Origin of the sequence: Xanthomonas sp. SS, from assembly GCF_014236835.1 — a bacterium.
GTDB lineage: Bacteria > Pseudomonadota > Gammaproteobacteria > Xanthomonadales > Xanthomonadaceae > Xanthomonas_A.
Window position 1 is genome coordinate 921,449 of sequence record NZ_CP051190.1, and the last position, 15,970, is coordinate 937,418.

16 protein-coding genes are annotated in these 15,970 nt (G+C 69.6%); 7 read left to right on the plus strand and 9 right to left on the minus strand.

The window, feature by feature from the left end:
- Positions 1–103 precede the first annotated feature (103 nt).
- Together fghA and HEP74_RS21880 are read left to right on the plus strand one after the other, a co-directional pair.
- Complete coding sequence (gene fghA, locus HEP74_RS03935) at positions 104–934, plus strand: S-formylglutathione hydrolase (RefSeq protein WP_185815277.1); 831 nt, start codon at positions 104–106, stop codon at positions 932–934.
- Between the two features lie 471 nt (positions 935–1,405).
- Entirely contained in the window at positions 1,406–1,540 is a 135-nt protein-coding gene (locus tag HEP74_RS21880) for a hypothetical protein (protein WP_255427884.1), read from the plus strand.
- Between the two features lie 339 nt (positions 1,541–1,879).
- Here the strand turns inward: HEP74_RS21880 and HEP74_RS03940 are convergent, their stop codons facing one another.
- On the minus strand, positions 1,880–3,289 hold the full coding sequence (locus HEP74_RS03940) for an aminotransferase-like domain-containing protein (protein ID WP_185815278.1): 1,410 nt from the start codon (positions 3,287–3,289) through the stop codon (positions 1,880–1,882).
- Positions 3,290–3,416: 127 nt separating this feature from the next.
- Here HEP74_RS03940 and HEP74_RS03945 point away from each other — a divergent pair, with 127 nt between their 5' ends.
- The gene (locus tag HEP74_RS03945; RefSeq protein WP_185815279.1) at positions 3,417–4,208 is read left to right on the plus strand and encodes a PhzF family protein; all 792 of its coding nucleotides are present in this window, start codon (positions 3,417–3,419) and stop codon (positions 4,206–4,208) included.
- Positions 4,205–5,134, plus strand: a complete 930-nt coding sequence (locus HEP74_RS03950; protein WP_185815280.1) for a DMT family transporter — start codon at positions 4,205–4,207, stop codon at positions 5,132–5,134. Before HEP74_RS03945 ends, HEP74_RS03950 begins: the two co-directional genes overlap by 4 nt.
- A gap of 159 nt (positions 5,135–5,293) precedes the next feature.
- On the opposite strand, the gene HEP74_RS03955 is transcribed toward HEP74_RS03950, so the two are convergent.
- The 3 genes from HEP74_RS03955 to HEP74_RS03965 all read right to left on the minus strand — a co-directional run bounded on the left by HEP74_RS03955 (position 5,294) and on the right by HEP74_RS03965 (position 7,446).
- Positions 5,294–5,632, minus strand: coding sequence for a hypothetical protein (locus HEP74_RS03955; RefSeq protein WP_185815281.1), 339 nt, complete (start codon positions 5,630–5,632; stop codon positions 5,294–5,296).
- Between the two features lie 168 nt (positions 5,633–5,800).
- Positions 5,801–6,742 carry a DegV family protein gene (locus HEP74_RS03960; protein WP_185815282.1) on the minus strand — a complete coding sequence of 314 codons (942 nt, stop codon included), beginning with the start codon at positions 6,740–6,742 and terminating at the stop codon, positions 5,801–5,803.
- Positions 6,743–6,816: 74 nt separating this feature from the next.
- A complete protein-coding gene (locus tag HEP74_RS03965) occupies positions 6,817–7,446 on the minus strand; it encodes a 2-hydroxychromene-2-carboxylate isomerase (protein WP_185815283.1) in 630 nt (209 codons plus the stop codon).
- Positions 7,447–7,770: 324 nt separating this feature from the next.
- On the opposite strand from HEP74_RS03965, the gene HEP74_RS03970 reads away from it, so the two are divergent.
- Entirely contained in the window at positions 7,771–8,589 is an 819-nt protein-coding gene (locus HEP74_RS03970) for a GH12 family glycosyl hydrolase domain-containing protein (protein WP_185815284.1), read from the plus strand.
- A 232-nt stretch (positions 8,590–8,821) separates the two neighbouring features.
- Here the strand turns inward: HEP74_RS03970 and HEP74_RS03975 are convergent, their stop codons facing one another.
- Both HEP74_RS03975 and HEP74_RS03980 read right to left on the minus strand, forming a co-directional pair.
- Complete coding sequence (locus HEP74_RS03975; RefSeq protein WP_185815285.1) at positions 8,822–10,111, minus strand: amidohydrolase family protein; 1,290 nt, start codon at positions 10,109–10,111, stop codon at positions 8,822–8,824.
- Positions 10,108–11,508 carry an amidohydrolase gene (locus HEP74_RS03980; RefSeq protein WP_185815286.1) on the minus strand — a complete coding sequence of 467 codons (1,401 nt, stop codon included), beginning with the start codon at positions 11,506–11,508 and terminating at the stop codon, positions 10,108–10,110. Before HEP74_RS03980 ends, HEP74_RS03975 begins: the two co-directional genes overlap by 4 nt.
- A 175-nt stretch (positions 11,509–11,683) precedes the next feature.
- Between HEP74_RS03980 and HEP74_RS03985 the strand changes: the two genes are divergently transcribed.
- Positions 11,684–12,229, plus strand: coding sequence for a DUF924 family protein (locus HEP74_RS03985; protein WP_185815287.1), 546 nt, complete (start codon positions 11,684–11,686; stop codon positions 12,227–12,229).
- 116 nt (positions 12,230–12,345) lie between these two features.
- On the opposite strand, the gene HEP74_RS03990 is transcribed toward HEP74_RS03985, so the two are convergent.
- On the minus strand, positions 12,346–13,236 hold the full coding sequence (locus tag HEP74_RS03990; RefSeq protein WP_185815288.1) for a hypothetical protein: 891 nt from the start codon (positions 13,234–13,236) through the stop codon (positions 12,346–12,348).
- Between the two features lie 100 nt (positions 13,237–13,336).
- Positions 13,337–14,263, minus strand: coding sequence for a Grx4 family monothiol glutaredoxin (gene grxD / locus HEP74_RS03995; RefSeq protein WP_185815289.1), 927 nt, complete (start codon positions 14,261–14,263; stop codon positions 13,337–13,339).
- 45 nt (positions 14,264–14,308) lie between these two features.
- Between grxD and HEP74_RS04000 the strand changes: the two genes are divergently transcribed.
- Positions 14,309–15,100 carry a polysaccharide deacetylase family protein gene (locus HEP74_RS04000; RefSeq protein ID WP_185815290.1) on the plus strand — a complete coding sequence of 264 codons (792 nt, stop codon included), beginning with the start codon at positions 14,309–14,311 and terminating at the stop codon, positions 15,098–15,100.
- A gap of 105 nt (positions 15,101–15,205) precedes the next feature.
- Here HEP74_RS04000 and HEP74_RS04005 read toward each other — a convergent pair whose 3' ends face one another.
- The gene (locus HEP74_RS04005; RefSeq protein ID WP_185815291.1) at positions 15,206–15,547 is read right to left on the minus strand and encodes a hypothetical protein; all 342 of its coding nucleotides are present in this window, start codon (positions 15,545–15,547) and stop codon (positions 15,206–15,208) included.
- Positions 15,548–15,970 lie beyond the last annotated feature (423 nt).

Below are 15,970 nucleotides of genomic sequence, written 5' to 3' on the forward strand. Positions count from 1 at the left end.
TGTCGCTTCCCGCGGCGTGCCGCCCTGGCGGCGCGTTGCGGCGGCGTCTCCGGAGGCGGCCGGCGTTTGCCCGGCCGCCTCCCCCCTCTTCGGGATCCCTTTCATGGAACGCATCGAACACCATGCCTGCTGCGGCGGCTGGCAGGACGTCTATCGCCACGACTCGGCCGTGCTCGGCTGCACGATGAACGTGGCCGTGTACCTGCCGCCGCAGGCCGAACACGCCACGCTGCCGGTGCTGTACTGGCTCAGCGGGCTCACCTGTACCGAGCAGAATTTCATCACCAAGGCCGGCGCGCAGCGCTACGCCGCCGAGCACGGGGTGATCCTGGTCGCGCCGGACACCAGCCCGCGCGGCGACGACGTCGCCGATGCCGAAGGCTACGACCTGGGCAAGGGCGCCGGTTTCTACGTCAACGCCACCCGCGAGCCGTGGGCCAAGCACTACCGCATGTACGACTACATAGTGCAGGAGCTGCCCGCGTTGATCGAGGCGCAGTTCCCGCACAACGGGCGGCGCGCGATCAGCGGCCACTCGATGGGCGGCCACGGCGCACTGGTAATCGCGCTGAAGAATCCGGGCCGCTATCGCAGCGTGTCGGCGTTCTCGCCGATCGTGGCGCCGTCGCAGGTGCCGTGGGGCGAGAAGGCATTTTCGGCGTATCTCGGCGACGACCGCGCCAGCTGGAAGGCCTACGACGCCACCGCGCTCATCGCCGAGGCCAGCGAGCGCCTGCCGTTGCTGATCGACCAGGGCGGCGGCGACGAGTTCCTCGACAAGCAGTTGCAGCCGCAGTTGCTGCAGGCCGCGGCCGATGCCGCCGGCTACCCGCTGACGCTGCGCGTGCAGCCCGGCTACGACCACAGCTACTACTTCATCGGCAGCTTCATCGGCGAGCACATCGCCCATCACGCGCGCGCGCTGCAGGGTTGAGTGCGCGTTGCGGCGGCGCACGGGCGTGCCGGGCGCCGGCGGTTGCATGCGCCAGTGCAGCGTGCTCCGCGTTGGAGGCGATGGCGAGATGCATGCCGGGCATCATTGTGGGAGCGACTTCAGTCGCGACGGGCTCTACCCGGTAAGGCCCGTCGCGACTGAAGTCGCTCCTACAAGGTTGCATTGCCTGTAAGTAGATAGAGAACTGCGCTGGCACCGTGTTGCGGTGCCGCTGGCATGCCGGCACTGGCCGGCTCCCGCCACCACCGGACCATCGCGATCGCTTCCGCACGATGACGGCGCAATGGCAGTTGCATGTCGATTCCACTCGGGTAGCGGCGCCGCTCGTAAACAAATACACGACGCATCGTCCAATGCGCGGTTGTGCGATTGCCGTCGCGTCGGCTGAGACGGCGCGACGCTAGATTCCTCGGCCTTCGCCATCGTGTCGTCAGGGACTGGAGTCGCGTCATGCTCGCTTGCCGAAAACCTGCATCGTTGTTCTCGCGGCAGCGCTGGCGCAGTCCGCTCAGCGCGCTGGCCATGCTCGCCTGTACCTTGTTCGGCGCTTGCGCGGCGCTGGCGATCGGCGCGGCGACGGTGTAGCGAGGCGGAGCGGATCGATGCGGATTCGCAGCACCGCTCTCCTGGCTGTCGCCAGGCCTGGGAATGGCGCTGGTCACGATTGGATGGGTCGCGGCAGGTGAGTCTCGCGGCGACAGGTTTGGCTGCTTGCGACGGGACGAGAAAAACGCCGCGTCGTTCGAGCGCCTCGCGTGTTTGCCGCGGTGGCGATGGCGTCTATTCAATGGCGGCCGCCGCCGTAGGGTGCGCCATCTTCGGTACTCCAATGCGATCTTCGGCACGATGACCCTGCGCGCCGTACGCACGGCGGCCTCCAATCGCGCTAACTGGCAGCTTGGCGACCGGCGACCGGCCGACGCCTCAGTGCGGCAGCCGCGCGGCCAGCTTGCCCAGCCGCCGCATCGCGCTTTCCAGGGTCTCGCTCCACGGCTGGCCGCAGGTCAGGCGCAGGTGGTCGGCGTAGTCGCCGCGGCTGGAATACAGGTGCCCGGGCGAAGTGCCGATACCTGCGGCCAGCGCCGCCTCGAACAAGGCCTGGCCGCTGCCGCCGTCGGCCAGTTGCAGCCACAGCGACAGCCCGCCGGCGGGATCGCCGACCCGGGTACCGGCCGGCCAATGCCGCACGATCGCCTCGCGCAGGCGCTGGCCGTTGTCGGCGAGGGTGCGGCGCAGCTTGCGCAGGTGCCGTTCCAGGTCGTGCTGCGCCAGGTAGTCGGCCAGCGCCAGCTGCGGCAGGCTGGCGCCGCCGACGGTGGAGAAGTACTTGGCGCGGACCAGCGCGTCGGTCCATTCGCCGCCGAGCAACCAGCCCACGCGCAGGCCCGGCGCCAGCACCTTGGAGAACGAGCCGCAGGTGATCACGTTGCCGTGCGTATCGAAGTGGCGCAGCGGACGCGGGCGCTGCCCGGACCAATCCAGCTCGCCGTAGATGTCGTCCTCGATCACCACCGTGCCGTGGCGTGCGCAGCTGTCGAGCAGGGCGCGCTTGGCGCTGTCGGGGGTGAGGCTACCGAGCGGATTGTTGAAGTTGGGCACCAGCACCGCCGCGCGCGCCGGGGTGCGTTGCAGCAGCGCGTCCAGGCGCGCGGCGTCGATGCCGTGGCCGGCGCGGGTGGGCACTTCCAGCACCTTCAACCGTAGCGCCGCGACCGCCTGCAGGATGCCGTGGTAGGTCGGCGTTTCCACCAGCACCACGTCGCCGGGTGCGGTCAGCGTGCGCAGCGCCAGGCTGATCGCCTCCATCGCGCCGGCGGTCACCACCACTTCGTCCGCCGCCACCGTGGTGGCGCAGTGCGCGTAGCGCTGCGCGATCTGCCGGCGCAGCGCGGCGTGGCCTTGCGGCGGTGCGTAGTCGAGTGCGACCGTGCGATGGCGGCGCAGCTGCCGCGCCAGCGCGGCGGCGAGGTGTGCGGCCGGCAGCAGCGCCGGCGCCGGAGTGGCGGTGTGCAGCGGGACCAGGTCGGAGCGCGCGAGCATGTCGAGCACGCCTTGCAGCGCCGGGTTGTCGACCATGCCCGGGGTGCGCCGCCGAATCGGCGGCGGCAGCGGCGGCAATGACTCCGTTGCAGTGCGTACGAAATAGCCCGAGCGCGGCCGCGCCTGCACCCGTCCTTCGCGTTCCAGCTGCAGGCAGGCCTGCACCGCGGTGGCGGTGCTGATGCCGTGGTTGGCGGCCAGTTGCCGGATCGACGGCAGGCGCTCGCCGGCGCGCAGCGTGCCGCGCGCTATCTGCTCGCGCAGCTGCAGGGCGAGCGATTCGTACAAGAGCATGCGGGCGCCTCATCTGTATCGGTCCATTTACAGCGTATCTGAATCTGTACCGGTCGGGTGCTGCGCTGCAGACTGGTCCTGTGCCGGCCACCGCGTCGGCGTTTCTTCATTCCTTGCGAGGCCGGCCATGCCGCTTTCCGTGTTCATCGTCGATGCCTTCACCACGGTCCGCTTCAAGGGCAATCCCGCCGCGGTGGTGCCGCTGCAGGCCTGGCTGCCGGATGCGCTGATGCAGGCCATCGCCAGCGAGAACAACCTGTCGGAGACCGCGTTCTTCGTGCGCGATGCCGATGGCGTGTTCGCGATCCGCTGGTTCTCGCCGCTGAAGGAAGTCGGTTTCTGCGGCCATGCGACGCTGGCCAGTGCGTTCGTGATCGCCACCCAGCAACTCGCCCCGTTCCCGCTGCGCTTGCGGGCGGCCGCGGTCGGCGAACTCGGTGTGGAGCGGCTCGCCGACGGCAGCTTCGAGATGCGCTTTCCGAATCAGGCGCCGGCCCTGTTGGCGTCGGTACCGCAGGCCTTGCTCGACGCCTTGTCGATCGCGCCGCAGGCGGTCTACGCAAACCGGCAGGCATACATCGCGGTGTACGCGGACGAGCGCCAGGTGCGCGAGGTGGTGCCGGATCTGGCGCGAATGCTGGCGCTGGCGCCGCGCGATGTCACGGTGACTGCGCCCGGCAGCGGCCACGATTTCGTGTCGCGCTATTTCTGGCCGGCCAATGGCGGTGCCGAGGACCCGGTGACCGGCTCCATCCATGCCGCGCTGGCGCCGTTGTGGGCGCAGGCGCTGGGCAAGGCGCAGCTGACCGCGCTGCAGGCCTCGGCGCGTGGCGGCGAGCTCGGGTGCCGGGTCGAGGCGCAGTACGTGTATGTCCGCGGCAGCGCGGTGCAGTACCTGCACGGGACGATCGCCTTGTGAGCGCGGCCGTCGCCGTTCCCGCCGGCGCCACGCGGCGCGCGCTGTGGCAGTTGTTGCTGGCCGAAGTGCTGATCGGCTCGGTCGGCGTGTTCGTGCACGAGAGCGGGCAGGACCCGGTGACCGCGGTGTTCTACCGCTGCCTGTTCGGCGCGTTGTTCCTCACTGTGTGCGGGCTGCTCGGCGGCCAGCTGCGCGGGCTGTGGCGCGAGCGCCGGCTGCTGCGCGACGCCGCGATCAGCGGTGTGCTGCTGGTGCTGAACTGGGTGGCGCTGTTCGCCGGCATGGCGCGCTCGTCGATCGGCGTGGCGACGATGGTCTATCACGTGTTTCCGTTCGTGATGCTGATCCTGGCCGCGATGCTGCAAGGCGAGCGCACGCGCCGCAGCGACCTGGGCTGGACGCTGCTGGCCTTCGTCGGCGTGGCCTGTTCGGCGGATCCGGCGCGGCTGTGGCATACCGCCGATCGCGGCTACCTGCTCGGCATCGCGCTGACCTTGCTGGCGGCGCTGCTGTGCGGCGCGTCGCTGTTGATGTCGCGGCGCATTAGCCGCGAGCGGCCGCTGGCGGTGGTGACGGTGCAGTGCTGGGTAGGCACGCTGCTGCTGGCGGGATTTTCCAGCGGCAGCGCACTGCATCCGGGCATGCACTGGCTGTGGCTGGCCGGCTTGGGGGTGATCCACAGCGGCATCGTCTACGTGCTGTTCTACTCGTCCTACCGGAACTTGCACGTGGCGACGATCGCGATCCTGGCGTTCGTGTACCCGCTGGTCACCTTGCTGCTGGACTTCCTGCTGTACGGCCACCGGCTGGTGCCGGTGCAATGGCTGGGCCTGGCGCTGATCGTGCTCGGCACACTGGCGGTGAACCTGAAATGGCGTTGGCCGCAGCGCACTGTAGGCGCGGCGGCAGGCGGCGTAGTGCCCTAGATGCTCATTGCAGTCGGCGAAGCGTTGTAGGAGCGGCTTCAGCCGCGACAGACTTTTTCAGCAAGGCCTGTCGCGACTGAAGTCGCTCCCACAGGTGTCATCGCCTGCACCAAGGCTGATCTATCCGATCCACGTCGTCGCGGGCATGCGGCGACGCGCTCAACGCACGTTGCGCAATTCCCAGCCGCTGCCGGCGAGCAGGCGCATGCGTTGCTTGAGGATGTCGCCGGGAATGCTGGTGGTGGCGACCAGGTCGATGCGCAGGTCGTCCTGCTTGCCGCTGACCGTGGCGGCCGGATCGACCACACCCAGTGACGGATCCACGTCGTCCGGTTCCGGCTGCAGCGCGCGCCAGCGCTCGAACCAGGCCGGGCTGCTCAAGGCCTGCTGCAACTGCTCGGCGAAGGCGTCGGCGCCGTTGGCGCTGAAGCTGAGCGAGGGTTCGCTGCCGCGCGCGCGGGCGGGGTCGGGCAAGCTGATCGAGTAGGTCACGGCCATGGCGGTTCCTCTGTGGAGCGATGCGGCGCAGCCTAGCAGGCGGCGTCGTGAGTGGGCTGTCTACACCGGAGACGTTGTAGGAGCGGCTTCAGCCGCGACAAGCTGCGGATAGAACCTGTCGCGGCTGAAGCCGCTCCTACAACAAGCAACAAGCTTCGCCCCCAATGCCTAGGCGAACGCATGCGGCCCATCGGCGAAACCCAGGGTGAGTGCGCCCTTGCCGACGTTGACCATGCCGGTCAGGCTCATCACGCTTTCCAGCACTTCCACCGCGTGCGCCGCGCAGACCTGGCGCAGCGCCGCGTAGCCGGGCAGGGCGCGCAGTTCGCTCAGCTCGCCGCCGTAGCTCAGGCACAGCGTCGGCGTCATCAGTCCGGCGGCGACGCGCTTGCCGACGAACTCGAACAGCTTCTGCACCGCGGCGTCGAAGCCCTTGATCTTGGCCACCGGCGCGGTGTCGCCGCGATAGCCGTGCAGCACCGGCTTGATGTCCAGCGCGGTGCCGAGCGCGGCGCTGATCAGGCCGACGCTGCGGTCGCCCTTGCTGCGCGCGCGGGCGCGCATGTAGTACAGGTCGCGGGTGATCATGTAGCCGTGCACGTTGCCGGCCAGTTCCTCCAGCCGTTCGCGGATCGCCTGCACGCTGGCCCCGGCCGCGCGCAACCGCACCGCTTCCACCGCGGTCACCGCCTGCGCGGCGAACAGGTTCTGCGTGTCGATCACCCGCAGCGCGAACGGCGAGGTATGCCCGGCGGCCTGGCGGATCGGCTTGTATTCGTTGAGGATGGCGAAGCTGGCCTGCAGCGCATGCTGGTGGATCGGGCTGCGGGTCTTGGTGATGGTCATGCAGAACACGTGGTCGTAGTCGATCACCAGCCGGCTCAGGAACAGCTCACGGATCTGCGCGACGCTGAACGGAATGGTCTCCGCTTCGGCACCGTGCTCGGCCACGTGCGCATGCAGGAAGCTGAGCGTGGCTTCCTCGTCGCGATGGTCGGCCAGCACCGCCTCGCCGATGCGCACGCTGATCGGCAGCAACACGATGTTGTTGTCTGCGATGTAGTCCTGCGGCAAGTCGCAGGCAGAATCCACCACGATCCCGATACGCATCTGGCCCCCTCCGGCGTTGCGCCTCGTCAGTACCGGCTAGGTTAGCGCAGACGCCTGGCGACGTCGCGGCCGGCTCAGCCGCCGCGCTGCACGGCGACCGGCAGCGCCGCCAGGCGCGCCATCTCGCCGCGCTGCAGCAGCTGCGGATCGGCCAGCAGCGCCTGCATCAGCGGGTGCGCATCGTTGCCCCAGAGCAAGGTCTCGCCGATCTGCAGCGTCGGCACGCCGAACACGCCGGCGGCGATGGCCTGTTCGGTATTGGCGCGCAACTGCGCCTTGACCTGCGGATCGCCGACGGCGGCGGCCGCATCGGCGATGCCCAGCGCCTGCGCCACCGGCGCCAGTGCTGCAGCATCGTCGCCGGCGTGGCCGTCGCGCCACAGCCAATCGAACAGCGCGTCGATCGCCTGCGGCGTGCTGCCGGCGGCGATGCACAGCCGCAGCGCGGCCAGCGGGTTGAACGGATGCGCCGGCGGAAACCGCAGCGGCACGCTTTCCTGCTGCGCCTGCCACTGCACGAACTGGTAGGTGAAGCTGCGTTTGTGCGGAATCTCCGCCGGTCCGCGCGTGTGCAGATGCTGCAGCACCGCGCCGAACACGATCGGCACCGGTTCGATCCGCGCGAACTCGGGCAGCGCCTTGAGCTTGTGCCAATGCAGATAGGAAAACGGCGAAACGAAATCGAAATACCAGCGCAGGCGCATGAGCGGGCTCCGGTCGGGGATGCGCCAGCTTACTCGCCTGCCGGCATGCGGCGCAGCGTGTTGCACTGCGGCGCATGCCGCGTTCGTGCACGTGTTGCAACCGGCACGCTGGACGCTGCGGTAGACAATGCGTTGCCGCCGATCTCGACGGCGTGTGGGAACTGGGAACGTGCGCACGCTGTACGCCTCGATCGCGTGGCGCTATTGCCGCAGCGCATGCCGCTTGACGTTCTTCGCATAGCTCGCGCCGCGCGGGGCTTGCTAGCGTCCGCCGCGACAGCACCTCCGCTGCCGTGCCTGCCGACCTCCTGGGAGAAACCGAACATGCATGATGTCCAGATCGCTCCGATCGCCGCACCGCAGCTGCGCGATGCCGTGCCACGCGCGCGCTTGCGCCGGCGCCTGCTGCAGGCGTTGTTCGCCGTGTCGTGCCTGGCGGCCGCGCCGTTGGCCCTGGCCGGGCCTTACAAGATCTTCGGCAACCACTATGCGTGGGTCAACAATTTCAACGATCCCAACAATGGCATCCAGGGCACCTTCGGCACCGGCAGCACGCCGGAGCTGAGGGTCACCTTCAATTTCGCCAACTCCAGTCTGTACGGGTATCCGGCGATCGTGCGCGGCTGGCACTACGACTGGAACCCGACCAGCGATACCTTGTTCCCGCGGCAGGTGTCGTCGCTGAGCACGATCCCGGTCAAGTTCAACTACAGCGCCGGCGGCAGCAACCTGGGCGGCGATTTCGCCTACGACCTGTTCTTCCGCCACGACACCAGCAAGGGCGTGCCGCAGCTGGAAGTGATGATCTGGGGCGGGCACAACTCCTGGCCGATCGGCACGCTCAGCGCCAGCAACGTGATCAGCGCCGGCGGCTATACCTTCGACCTGTGGGAAGGCAACAACAGCGCCGCCGGCTACTACGTCTACACGTTCATCCCGCACGGCACCGCCGGCCAGCCCAACCTGCCTACCAGCGGCAACCTCAACGTCGACGTCAAGCCGTTCCTGAACTGGCTGCAGGCCAACCGCAGCAAGGACGGCCGCTACAGCAACGCGCTGTACCTGCACGTGGTCGAGGCCGGCTTCGAGGTGGTGCGCGGCAACGGCTGGGCCAAGGTCAGCGCGACCATCGACGCGCATTGAGTTGCGCGCCGCAGCGACGGCCAGGCCGGGCCGTCGCCGCCATGGCGGGACATTTCCGGCATCGATGCTGGCGCGCCGGCAATAGCCGGCGCCAGCGCGGCAAGCGGAGCGGACCGGAGCGCCGCACTTGTCGTCGCGGCGGAACCGCGGACGCTTGCAGAGCAGCAGCCGGGCCACGCTGCGTGTCGCGACGTCATGCGTCGCGGCACGCACCGCCTGTACCGCTCGCGCGCTACTGCGTATACGCCCGCGGCAGCGCGCCGGCCTGCTTCATGTAGCGGTCGCGCAGTTCGGTCTGGCGTGAACGCATCGGCATCGCGCGGCCGCCCAGCCAGACCTGCTCGGCGTAGTGGGCCACGTCCAGCGGATCGCCTTCCCACAGCACCAGGTCGGCGAGCTTGCCGGGGGCGATGCTGCCCAGCCTGTCGCCCACGCCCAGCGCCTCGGCCGGGACCCGGGTCAGGCCGGCCAGGCCGTCTTCCCAGGGCAGGCCGTGCGCCACCGCGTTGCCGGCCAGCTGGCGCTGCTTGCGCGCGTTGTGCGAGCCGTCGCCGCCCTGGGTGAAGCTCACCGCGACGCCGGCCGCGTGCAGGCGCGCGGCGTTCTCCAGGGTGGCGCCGATCTGGTCGAAGCTGGCCGGCAGGTCGTCCAGTGCGTTGACGAACACCGGCACCTGCGCCCTGGCCAGTTCCGGCGCCAGCTTCCACGCCTCGTCGCCGCCGGCGATGGCGATGCGCACCTTCTCGCGTTGCGCCCAGCGCAGCAGCTGGCGGATGTCGGCGGCGCGGTTCACCGCCACCACGATGCGTCCCTGGCCGGCCAGGTACCTGGCCAGCACGGCGCGCCCGGCCGGGGTCAGCAAGGCATGCGGCGAGTCGGCCGGCATGCGTCCGCGCGCTTCGGCCACCAACTGGTCGAGCAGCATCCACTGCGCGGCGCGCGACTTGCCGCTCAGTTCCAGCGCGTCGCTGCCCAGGCGCACGTACAGCGCGCGCGGGCCGATCGGGTCGGCGCCGCCGTCCAGGCGCATCACCGCGCCCTGGCCGGCGATGAAGGCGCCGCCGCTGTTGGCGCCGAGCGCGGTGAAGCCGATGCCCTCCACGCGCGCGACCGGGATCAGCACCGAATCCGGGTTGTAGGCCAGGGTCACGTCGAACTCCGGGCGCATCGGCTGGTCGTGCGGCAGGCTCAGCGCGCTGTCCACAGTGGAGGACTCGCCGGACACTTCCTCGATGCCGATCTCGGTGATGCCGCCGAACAGCGCGGGAGTCAGCGGGCGGCCCTTGGCCTCGATCACCGCGACCCCGGCCGGTGCCGACAAGCCGCTGCCGACCGCGCGGATGGTGCCGCCCTGGACCAGCACGTCGGCGTTCTGCAGGGTGCCGCGGGCGCTGGCGGTATGCACGGTGGCGCCGCGGATCAGCACGTCCTGGGCGAACGCGGGCGCGCTGCCCAGGGTCAGACAGGCCGCGATGAGCAGGCGTTGCGCCAGACGGCGCGAGGGCGGAGCGGAGCGGCTCATGGGGCAGCCTCCTGGCCGAGCATGAAGTCGGAAGTGGGTTGCAGGCGGCGGTCGGCGCGGTCGTAGACCTGCGCGCCGTCGATGTAGACCTTCTCGGCCAGCGCGTAGGAACTGAACGGGCTGCCGTTCCACACCACCACGTCGGCCATCTTGCCCGGCTCCAGCGAGCCGGTCTGCTTTTCGATGCCCAGCGCCTTGGCCGGATTGCTGGTCAGCCAGCGGATCGCGCGCTCGGGTGCGATGGCGATGCCGGCACGGCGCCCGGCGGCCATCGCCTTGGCCGCTTCCTGGTTGAGCCGCTGGATGCCTTCCTCCGAATCCGAATGCACGATGGCGCAGCCGTTGGCCGGGCGATCGACCAGCGCGATGTTCTCCTGGATGCCGTCGAAGGCCTCCATCTTGAAGCCCCACCAGTCCGCCCACAGCGCGCCGCAGACGTTTTCCTGGGCCAGCCGGTCGGCGATCTTGTAGGCCTCCACGCCGTGGTGGAAGGCGGCGATCTTGAAGCCGAATTCCTTGGCCAGGTCGAGCATGGTGGTCATCTCGTCGGCGCGGTAGCAGTGGATGTGCACGCGGATGTCGCCGTTGATCGCGCCGGCCAGGGTGTCCAGCTTCAGGTCGCGCTTGCCGCCGCTGTCGCCGGAACTGTCGTTGTCGCCGGCGCCGCGGCTCCACCAATGGCGCTTTTCCGGCGCCTTCTTCTTCGGCGCGTTCTTGCGCAGGTATTCGCTGGCGTCGATGAACGCGGCGCGGTAGCCGGCCACGTTGCCCATGCGCGTGGCCGGGCCGCCTTTCTCGCCATACACGCGCTTGGGGTTCTCGCCGCAGGCCATCTTCAGGCCCCACGGCGCGCCGGGGAACTTCATCGCCTGGTAGGTGGTGGCCGGCACGTTCTTCAGGGTCACGCCGCGGCCGCCGACCAGGTTGGCCGATCCGGGCAGCACCTGCAGCGAGGTGACGCCGCCGGCCAGCGCGGTGCCGAAGCCCGGATCCTGCGGCCAGATCGAATGCTCGGCCCAGACGTTGGGCGTCACCGGCGCGGTCATCTCGTTGCCGTCGCTGTGCGCGCTGACGCCAGGGCTGGCGTACACGCCCAGGTGCGAGTGCACGTCGATGATGCCGGGCGTGACCCACTTGCCGTGGCCGTCGATGCGGGTGACGTTGGCCGGGGCGGCGAGCGCGCGGCCCACCGCCTGCACGCGGCCGTCCTGCAGCAGCACGTCGGCATCGTCCAGGCGCTCGCCGGTGCCGGTGAGCACGGTGGCGTGTTCGATCAGCACCGGCGTGGAGGCCAGCGGCCGGTAGGTGCTGGGGTAAGGGTCTTCGACGAAGCGCGAGGCGGCCGCGGCAGGGCCGCACAGCGCCACGCCCAGGCAGGCGAGCAACAGATGACGCATCAGATTTTCCCCGGATGTTTGGCTGCAGCGTTGGCGCCGCTTGCGCACGCTAGCCCGAGCCGGCGCGCTTGCCAAGTGCGGGCGGCGGCCGCCGCGCGCCGGCGCCACCGCGGCGCACACCGCATGCCGACGCCGGATCGGGTATAGAGGCCGATTGCCGACCGATGGAAATGCGATGACCGAGATCCTGCCCTGCGATGTCGTGGAGTTCTGGCGCAGCGCCGGCCGCGAACGCTGGTTCGCCGCCAACGACTCGTTCGATGCGAACGTCCGCCAGAATTTGCTGGACGCGCATCACGCCGCGGCGCGGGACGAGTACGCGGCGTGGATGGGCAGCGCCGAGGGAGCGCTGGCGCTGCTGCTGTTGCTCGACCAGGTGCCGCGCAACGCCTTCCGCGGCAGCGCGCACGCCTACGCCACCGATGGCCTGGCGCGGCGCTACGCGCAATGGGCGTTGGCGGCCGGCTTCGACCAGCAGGTCGAGCCGGGGTTGCGCATGTTCTTCTACCTGCCGTACGAACACGCCGAGGATCCGGGCCTGCAGCGCGAGGCGGTGGAGCTGTTCAGCGCGCTCGGCGATGCCGACAGCCTGCAGTGGGCCACGCAGCACGAGGACATCATCCAGCGCTTCGGCCGCTTCCCGCATCGCAATGCGGCGCTGGGGCGGGAGAGCACGCAGGACGAGCAGCGGTTCCTGGACGAGGGCGGTTTCGCCGGTTGAGGGGCGCGCCGACGTTTGCGCTGTTGTAGGAGCGGCTCCAGCCGCGACAGGGTTTATCCGGAGAGTCTGTCGCGGCTGAAGCCGCTCCTACAGTGCAGCGCCGAGCGTTTTCGCGCTCAGCAGCCGCCGACCAGGTCGTCGCTGCGCCATTGGCCATCGACCAGGTGCAGCAGCCAGAACCCGTAGGTCTCGTAGCCGCTGTGCTGGATCAGGAAATCGACCGTGCCGTCGGCATCGAGATCGGCGAACTGCAGCAGTGCATAGTTGTCCTTGCGCCCTTCGCAATCGTCGCAGCCGTAGTCGGCGAGGATCTTGCGCATGCGCCAACCGCTGTCGCCGCGTTCCAGCACCGCCAGCAGGGTGGTCAGCTTGGGTGAGGCGCCGTCCGCGTTCGCTGCCGGCGCCGGGTCGTAGACGCTGGCGGTGACCAGCGCCACGTCGTGCCCTGGTTGCTTGGCATCGGCGATCACGGTCAGTGCCGGCTTCTCGTCGGCCGGCGCCGCGGCCAGATGCGCCAGCAGCCGCTTCAGCGCCGCGGCAGGCAGGCGCTTGCGCACCGACGGATCGTTGCCGACCACCTGCAACAGCGCACGCCGCTGCGTGGCATCCAGATCGTGGCGGGTGAAGCGCTGGCCGGGATTGAGGTCGAACGAGGCGAGCAGGGCATCGTGCGCGAAGGTGGCGCCATGCGCGGTCTTCAGGCGCACGCGCAGGTCGCCGCCGCACATAGTGTTGTCGTCGACCGAGAACGCCAGCGGCGTCGCCATGCCGTCCTCGGCGCCTTTGTCGAACACCCGCAGCGGCTTTTTCAGCCCGCGCCAGGCGCCCAGTTCGGCTTCTTCCGACGGCGCGCCGCGCACCGGGATATAGCTCATCACCTTCGCCTCGTCCGAGACCGGGGTGACGTAGATCACCGTCTGCGGCGCCGGTGCGGTTGGTGCGGCGACGGCAGGCAGGGCGGCGAGGCCGATCAGTGCTGCGGTCCAGCGTTTCAGTGTGCGTGCCATGGCTTGCTTCCTCCCCGGAAGCGCAAAAACCGTATCGCAAAAAAAGCGGGCGACCCGCTGGATCGCCCGCCGTGATGTCGCTGTATCGCGTGCTGCTGGCTCAGTACTTGGCCACGCTGCTGTCCACGTCATTGGCCCAGGCATCGATGCCGCCGACCACGTTGTGCACGCGGCTGAAGCCGAGTGCGCGAAACTGCTCGGAGGCCTGCGCGCTGCGCCCGCCGTGGTGGCACAGGAACGCCAATGCGGTGTCCTTCGGCAGCGCTTCCAGCTGCGCGCGCTGGTCGCCGTCCAGGGTGCGGAACGGCACGTTCACCGAGGCGATCGCGCGCTCTTCCGGCGGGCGCACGTCCACCAGGATCAGGCCGCCGGCGCGCACCTGGTCGTCGGCGTCGCGCACGCTCAGCTCTTGCACCGGCTTGGGCGCGTTCGGGTTGTCGATCGCCAGGCCGCGGCCGCGCAGGTCGTCGACCCAGTCGATGGTGATGCCTTCGGCGCGGCGCGCGCTGGCCAGGTCGAACTGCACGCGCAGGCCGTTGGACTCGGCGGCGATGGCGTTGGGGTCGGTCGGGGCCAGCTGGAAGTTCGGCTGGAACTGCGCATCGATCGCCAGCGCCAGGGTCGCGCCCGGGGCATCGGCCAGCGCGCCGCGCAGCATGTCCGCGGCGGCGTCGGTGATGGTGATCGAGGGCGGGGTGCGGTCCGGCGCCTGCACACCGAGCAGTTCGCTCAGCTCGCCGCTGCCGGCCATCTGCAGGATGATGTCGCTGCCGCCGACCAGTTCGCCGTCCACGTACAGCTGCGGGATCGTCGGCCAGTCGCCGTAGGCCTTGATGCCTTCGCGGATGTCCTGGTCGGCCAGCACGTTGACGTGGGCGAAGTCGACGCCCAGTTCGTTCAGCGCACCCACCGCCTTGGCGGAGAAGCCGCACTGCGGCATGCTCGGCTGGCCTTTCATGAACAGCACGACGCGGTTGGAATTGAGCAGCGTTTCGATGCGGGAACGCAGGGCGGGATCGAGGGACATGGCAGTGATTTCGGTCGCTGAGTCGGACCGGTCATTCTACGCCGCATGGCATCATGGGGCATGACAGTTCCGGAAACGCTGCATCGCATCCCCCGTCACCCCTACCGCTGGTTGCCTGTGGCGCTGGCCTCGCAGGTGCTGGTCGCGGCGATCTGGTGGCACTGGGGCTGGCGGGTCGGGCTGCCGGCGCTGCTGGCCTCGCATGCGGCCCTGGTGCTGCCGGTGTTCCTGCCGCGGGCCTGGCTGTACGCCCCGGTGCTCAGCCGCCTGCCCGGCACCGCCCCGCGGGTGTGGCTGACCATCGACGACGGCCCTTCCGACGACACCGCGCCGCTGCTGGACCTGCTCGACCGCCACCAGGCCAAGGCCACCTTCTTCCTGGTCGGCGTGCGCGCTGCTGCCCGCCCGGAACTGGTGCGCGAGATCCTGCGCCGCGGCCACGGCATCGGCAACCACAGCCACACCCACCCGCAGGCCTGGTTCTGGGCGCTGGGGCCGCGGCGCATGGCGCGCGAGATCGGCCAGGCGCAGCAGGCGCTGGGCGCCATCGCCGGCACCGCGCCGCGCTGGTACCGCTCGGTGGTAGGCATGACCAACCCCTTCGTCGCCGCGCCGCTGCGCGCACATGGCCTGACCCGGGTCGCCTGGAGCGCGCGCGGCTTCGACGGCGTGAACTGCGATCCCGCCGCAACCGTGGCGCGCATCGCGCGCGATCTGACCCCCGGTGCGATCGTGCTGCTGCACGAAGGCGCGGCGCACGGGCACAACCTGGCGATCGTGGAAGGCGTGTTGCAGGCGATGCGCGACAAAGGCTTGGTCAGCACACTGCCGGGCTAGCGCGCCTGCACGATTGGTATGCCCCGGCCGCAAACGTGCTGGTCTGTCTGCACTGTAGTCCCTGTGAATCGCGACGCAAGCGAGCAGCTCGCGTTCGCGCCGGGCTCAGCTGCCCTGGATGAGTCCGAACACGATCAGCGCGGCGACGCCGACCAGGGTCGCGATCGCAAAGATCAGGCCGAGCACGCCGTACAGCTTCCTGCGGTCGCGCTGGAACAGGCTGCCGATGCCGAGCGCGGCGGCGGCCAACTCGGCGAACACGCCGACCATCATCGCCATGCCGACCAGCATCGCCAGCGGCGAGTCTTCGTCCAGGCTGTCGGGCTGGGAATAGACCAGCGCCGCGCAGACGCCGATCAGCACGAGCGTCAGCACCGCGGCGATCAGGCTGACCGCGAACGAGGCGATGCCGAGGCCGGAATAGGGAGGAAGCGTTGGGGATGTCATGGGGACTCCGAGGGGGGACAGGATCGTTCCGGCGCCGATGCGCGCAGGAGAGCGTGATGCGGTTTGCGCGCGCGGCGCTTGCCGCGTCGGCATGCGTTGCCATGGCAGCGATCGCGGATGTGGATCCGGCTCGGCAGGTCGGCGCGTTCGCACTGAATGAGCGGTGCGCTACACATTGCCGAAGCTTGCATTTCCATCCGTGGAATCCAAGCGGCGCTATCGATGCGCCAGCGACGGCGCGGCAGTATAGACGTCACGCGCCTCGCCAGTTGCCGGTGACCGTGGAAATGCGGTGCGGACTCGAGCTGCAATACGTGCACGCAACCGATGCACAGCGTTTCCGCGTCGCCAGGCGTCTGGCGACGGCAGTGCATGCAATGTCGAAATGGCGCTGCTTGGTGTATTCCCAGGCGTAAAGGCGCG

Excerpts from the sequence above, each read along its gene's own strand:
- fghA (WP_185815277.1), top strand. The coding sequence starts at position 104 with ATGGAACGCATCGAACACCATGCCTGCTGCGGCGGCTGGCAGGACGTC.
- HEP74_RS21880 (WP_255427884.1), top strand. The coding sequence starts at position 1,406 with ATGCTCGCTTGCCGAAAACCTGCATCGTTGTTCTCGCGGCAGCGCTGG.
- HEP74_RS03940 (WP_185815278.1), bottom strand. The coding sequence starts at position 3,289 with ATGCTCTTGTACGAATCGCTCGCCCTGCAGCTGCGCGAGCAGATAGCG.
- HEP74_RS03945 (WP_185815279.1), top strand. The coding sequence starts at position 3,417 with ATGCCGCTTTCCGTGTTCATCGTCGATGCCTTCACCACGGTCCGCTTC.
- HEP74_RS03955 (WP_185815281.1), bottom strand. The coding sequence starts at position 5,632 with ATGGCCGTGACCTACTCGATCAGCTTGCCCGACCCCGCCCGCGCGCGC.
- HEP74_RS03960 (WP_185815282.1), bottom strand. The coding sequence starts at position 6,742 with ATGCGTATCGGGATCGTGGTGGATTCTGCCTGCGACTTGCCGCAGGAC.
- HEP74_RS03965 (WP_185815283.1), bottom strand. The coding sequence starts at position 7,446 with ATGCGCCTGCGCTGGTATTTCGATTTCGTTTCGCCGTTTTCCTATCTG.
- HEP74_RS03970 (WP_185815284.1), top strand. The coding sequence starts at position 7,771 with ATGCATGATGTCCAGATCGCTCCGATCGCCGCACCGCAGCTGCGCGAT.
- HEP74_RS03975 (WP_185815285.1), bottom strand. The coding sequence starts at position 10,111 with ATGAGCCGCTCCGCTCCGCCCTCGCGCCGTCTGGCGCAACGCCTGCTC.
- HEP74_RS03980 (WP_185815286.1), bottom strand. The coding sequence starts at position 11,508 with ATGCGTCATCTGTTGCTCGCCTGCCTGGGCGTGGCGCTGTGCGGCCCT.
- HEP74_RS03985 (WP_185815287.1), top strand. The coding sequence starts at position 11,684 with ATGACCGAGATCCTGCCCTGCGATGTCGTGGAGTTCTGGCGCAGCGCC.
- HEP74_RS03990 (WP_185815288.1), bottom strand. The coding sequence starts at position 13,236 with ATGGCACGCACACTGAAACGCTGGACCGCAGCACTGATCGGCCTCGCC.
- grxD (WP_185815289.1), bottom strand. The coding sequence starts at position 14,263 with ATGTCCCTCGATCCCGCCCTGCGTTCCCGCATCGAAACGCTGCTCAAT.
- HEP74_RS04000 (WP_185815290.1), top strand. The coding sequence starts at position 14,309 with ATGGCATCATGGGGCATGACAGTTCCGGAAACGCTGCATCGCATCCCC.
- HEP74_RS04005 (WP_185815291.1), bottom strand. The coding sequence starts at position 15,547 with ATGACATCCCCAACGCTTCCTCCCTATTCCGGCCTCGGCATCGCCTCG.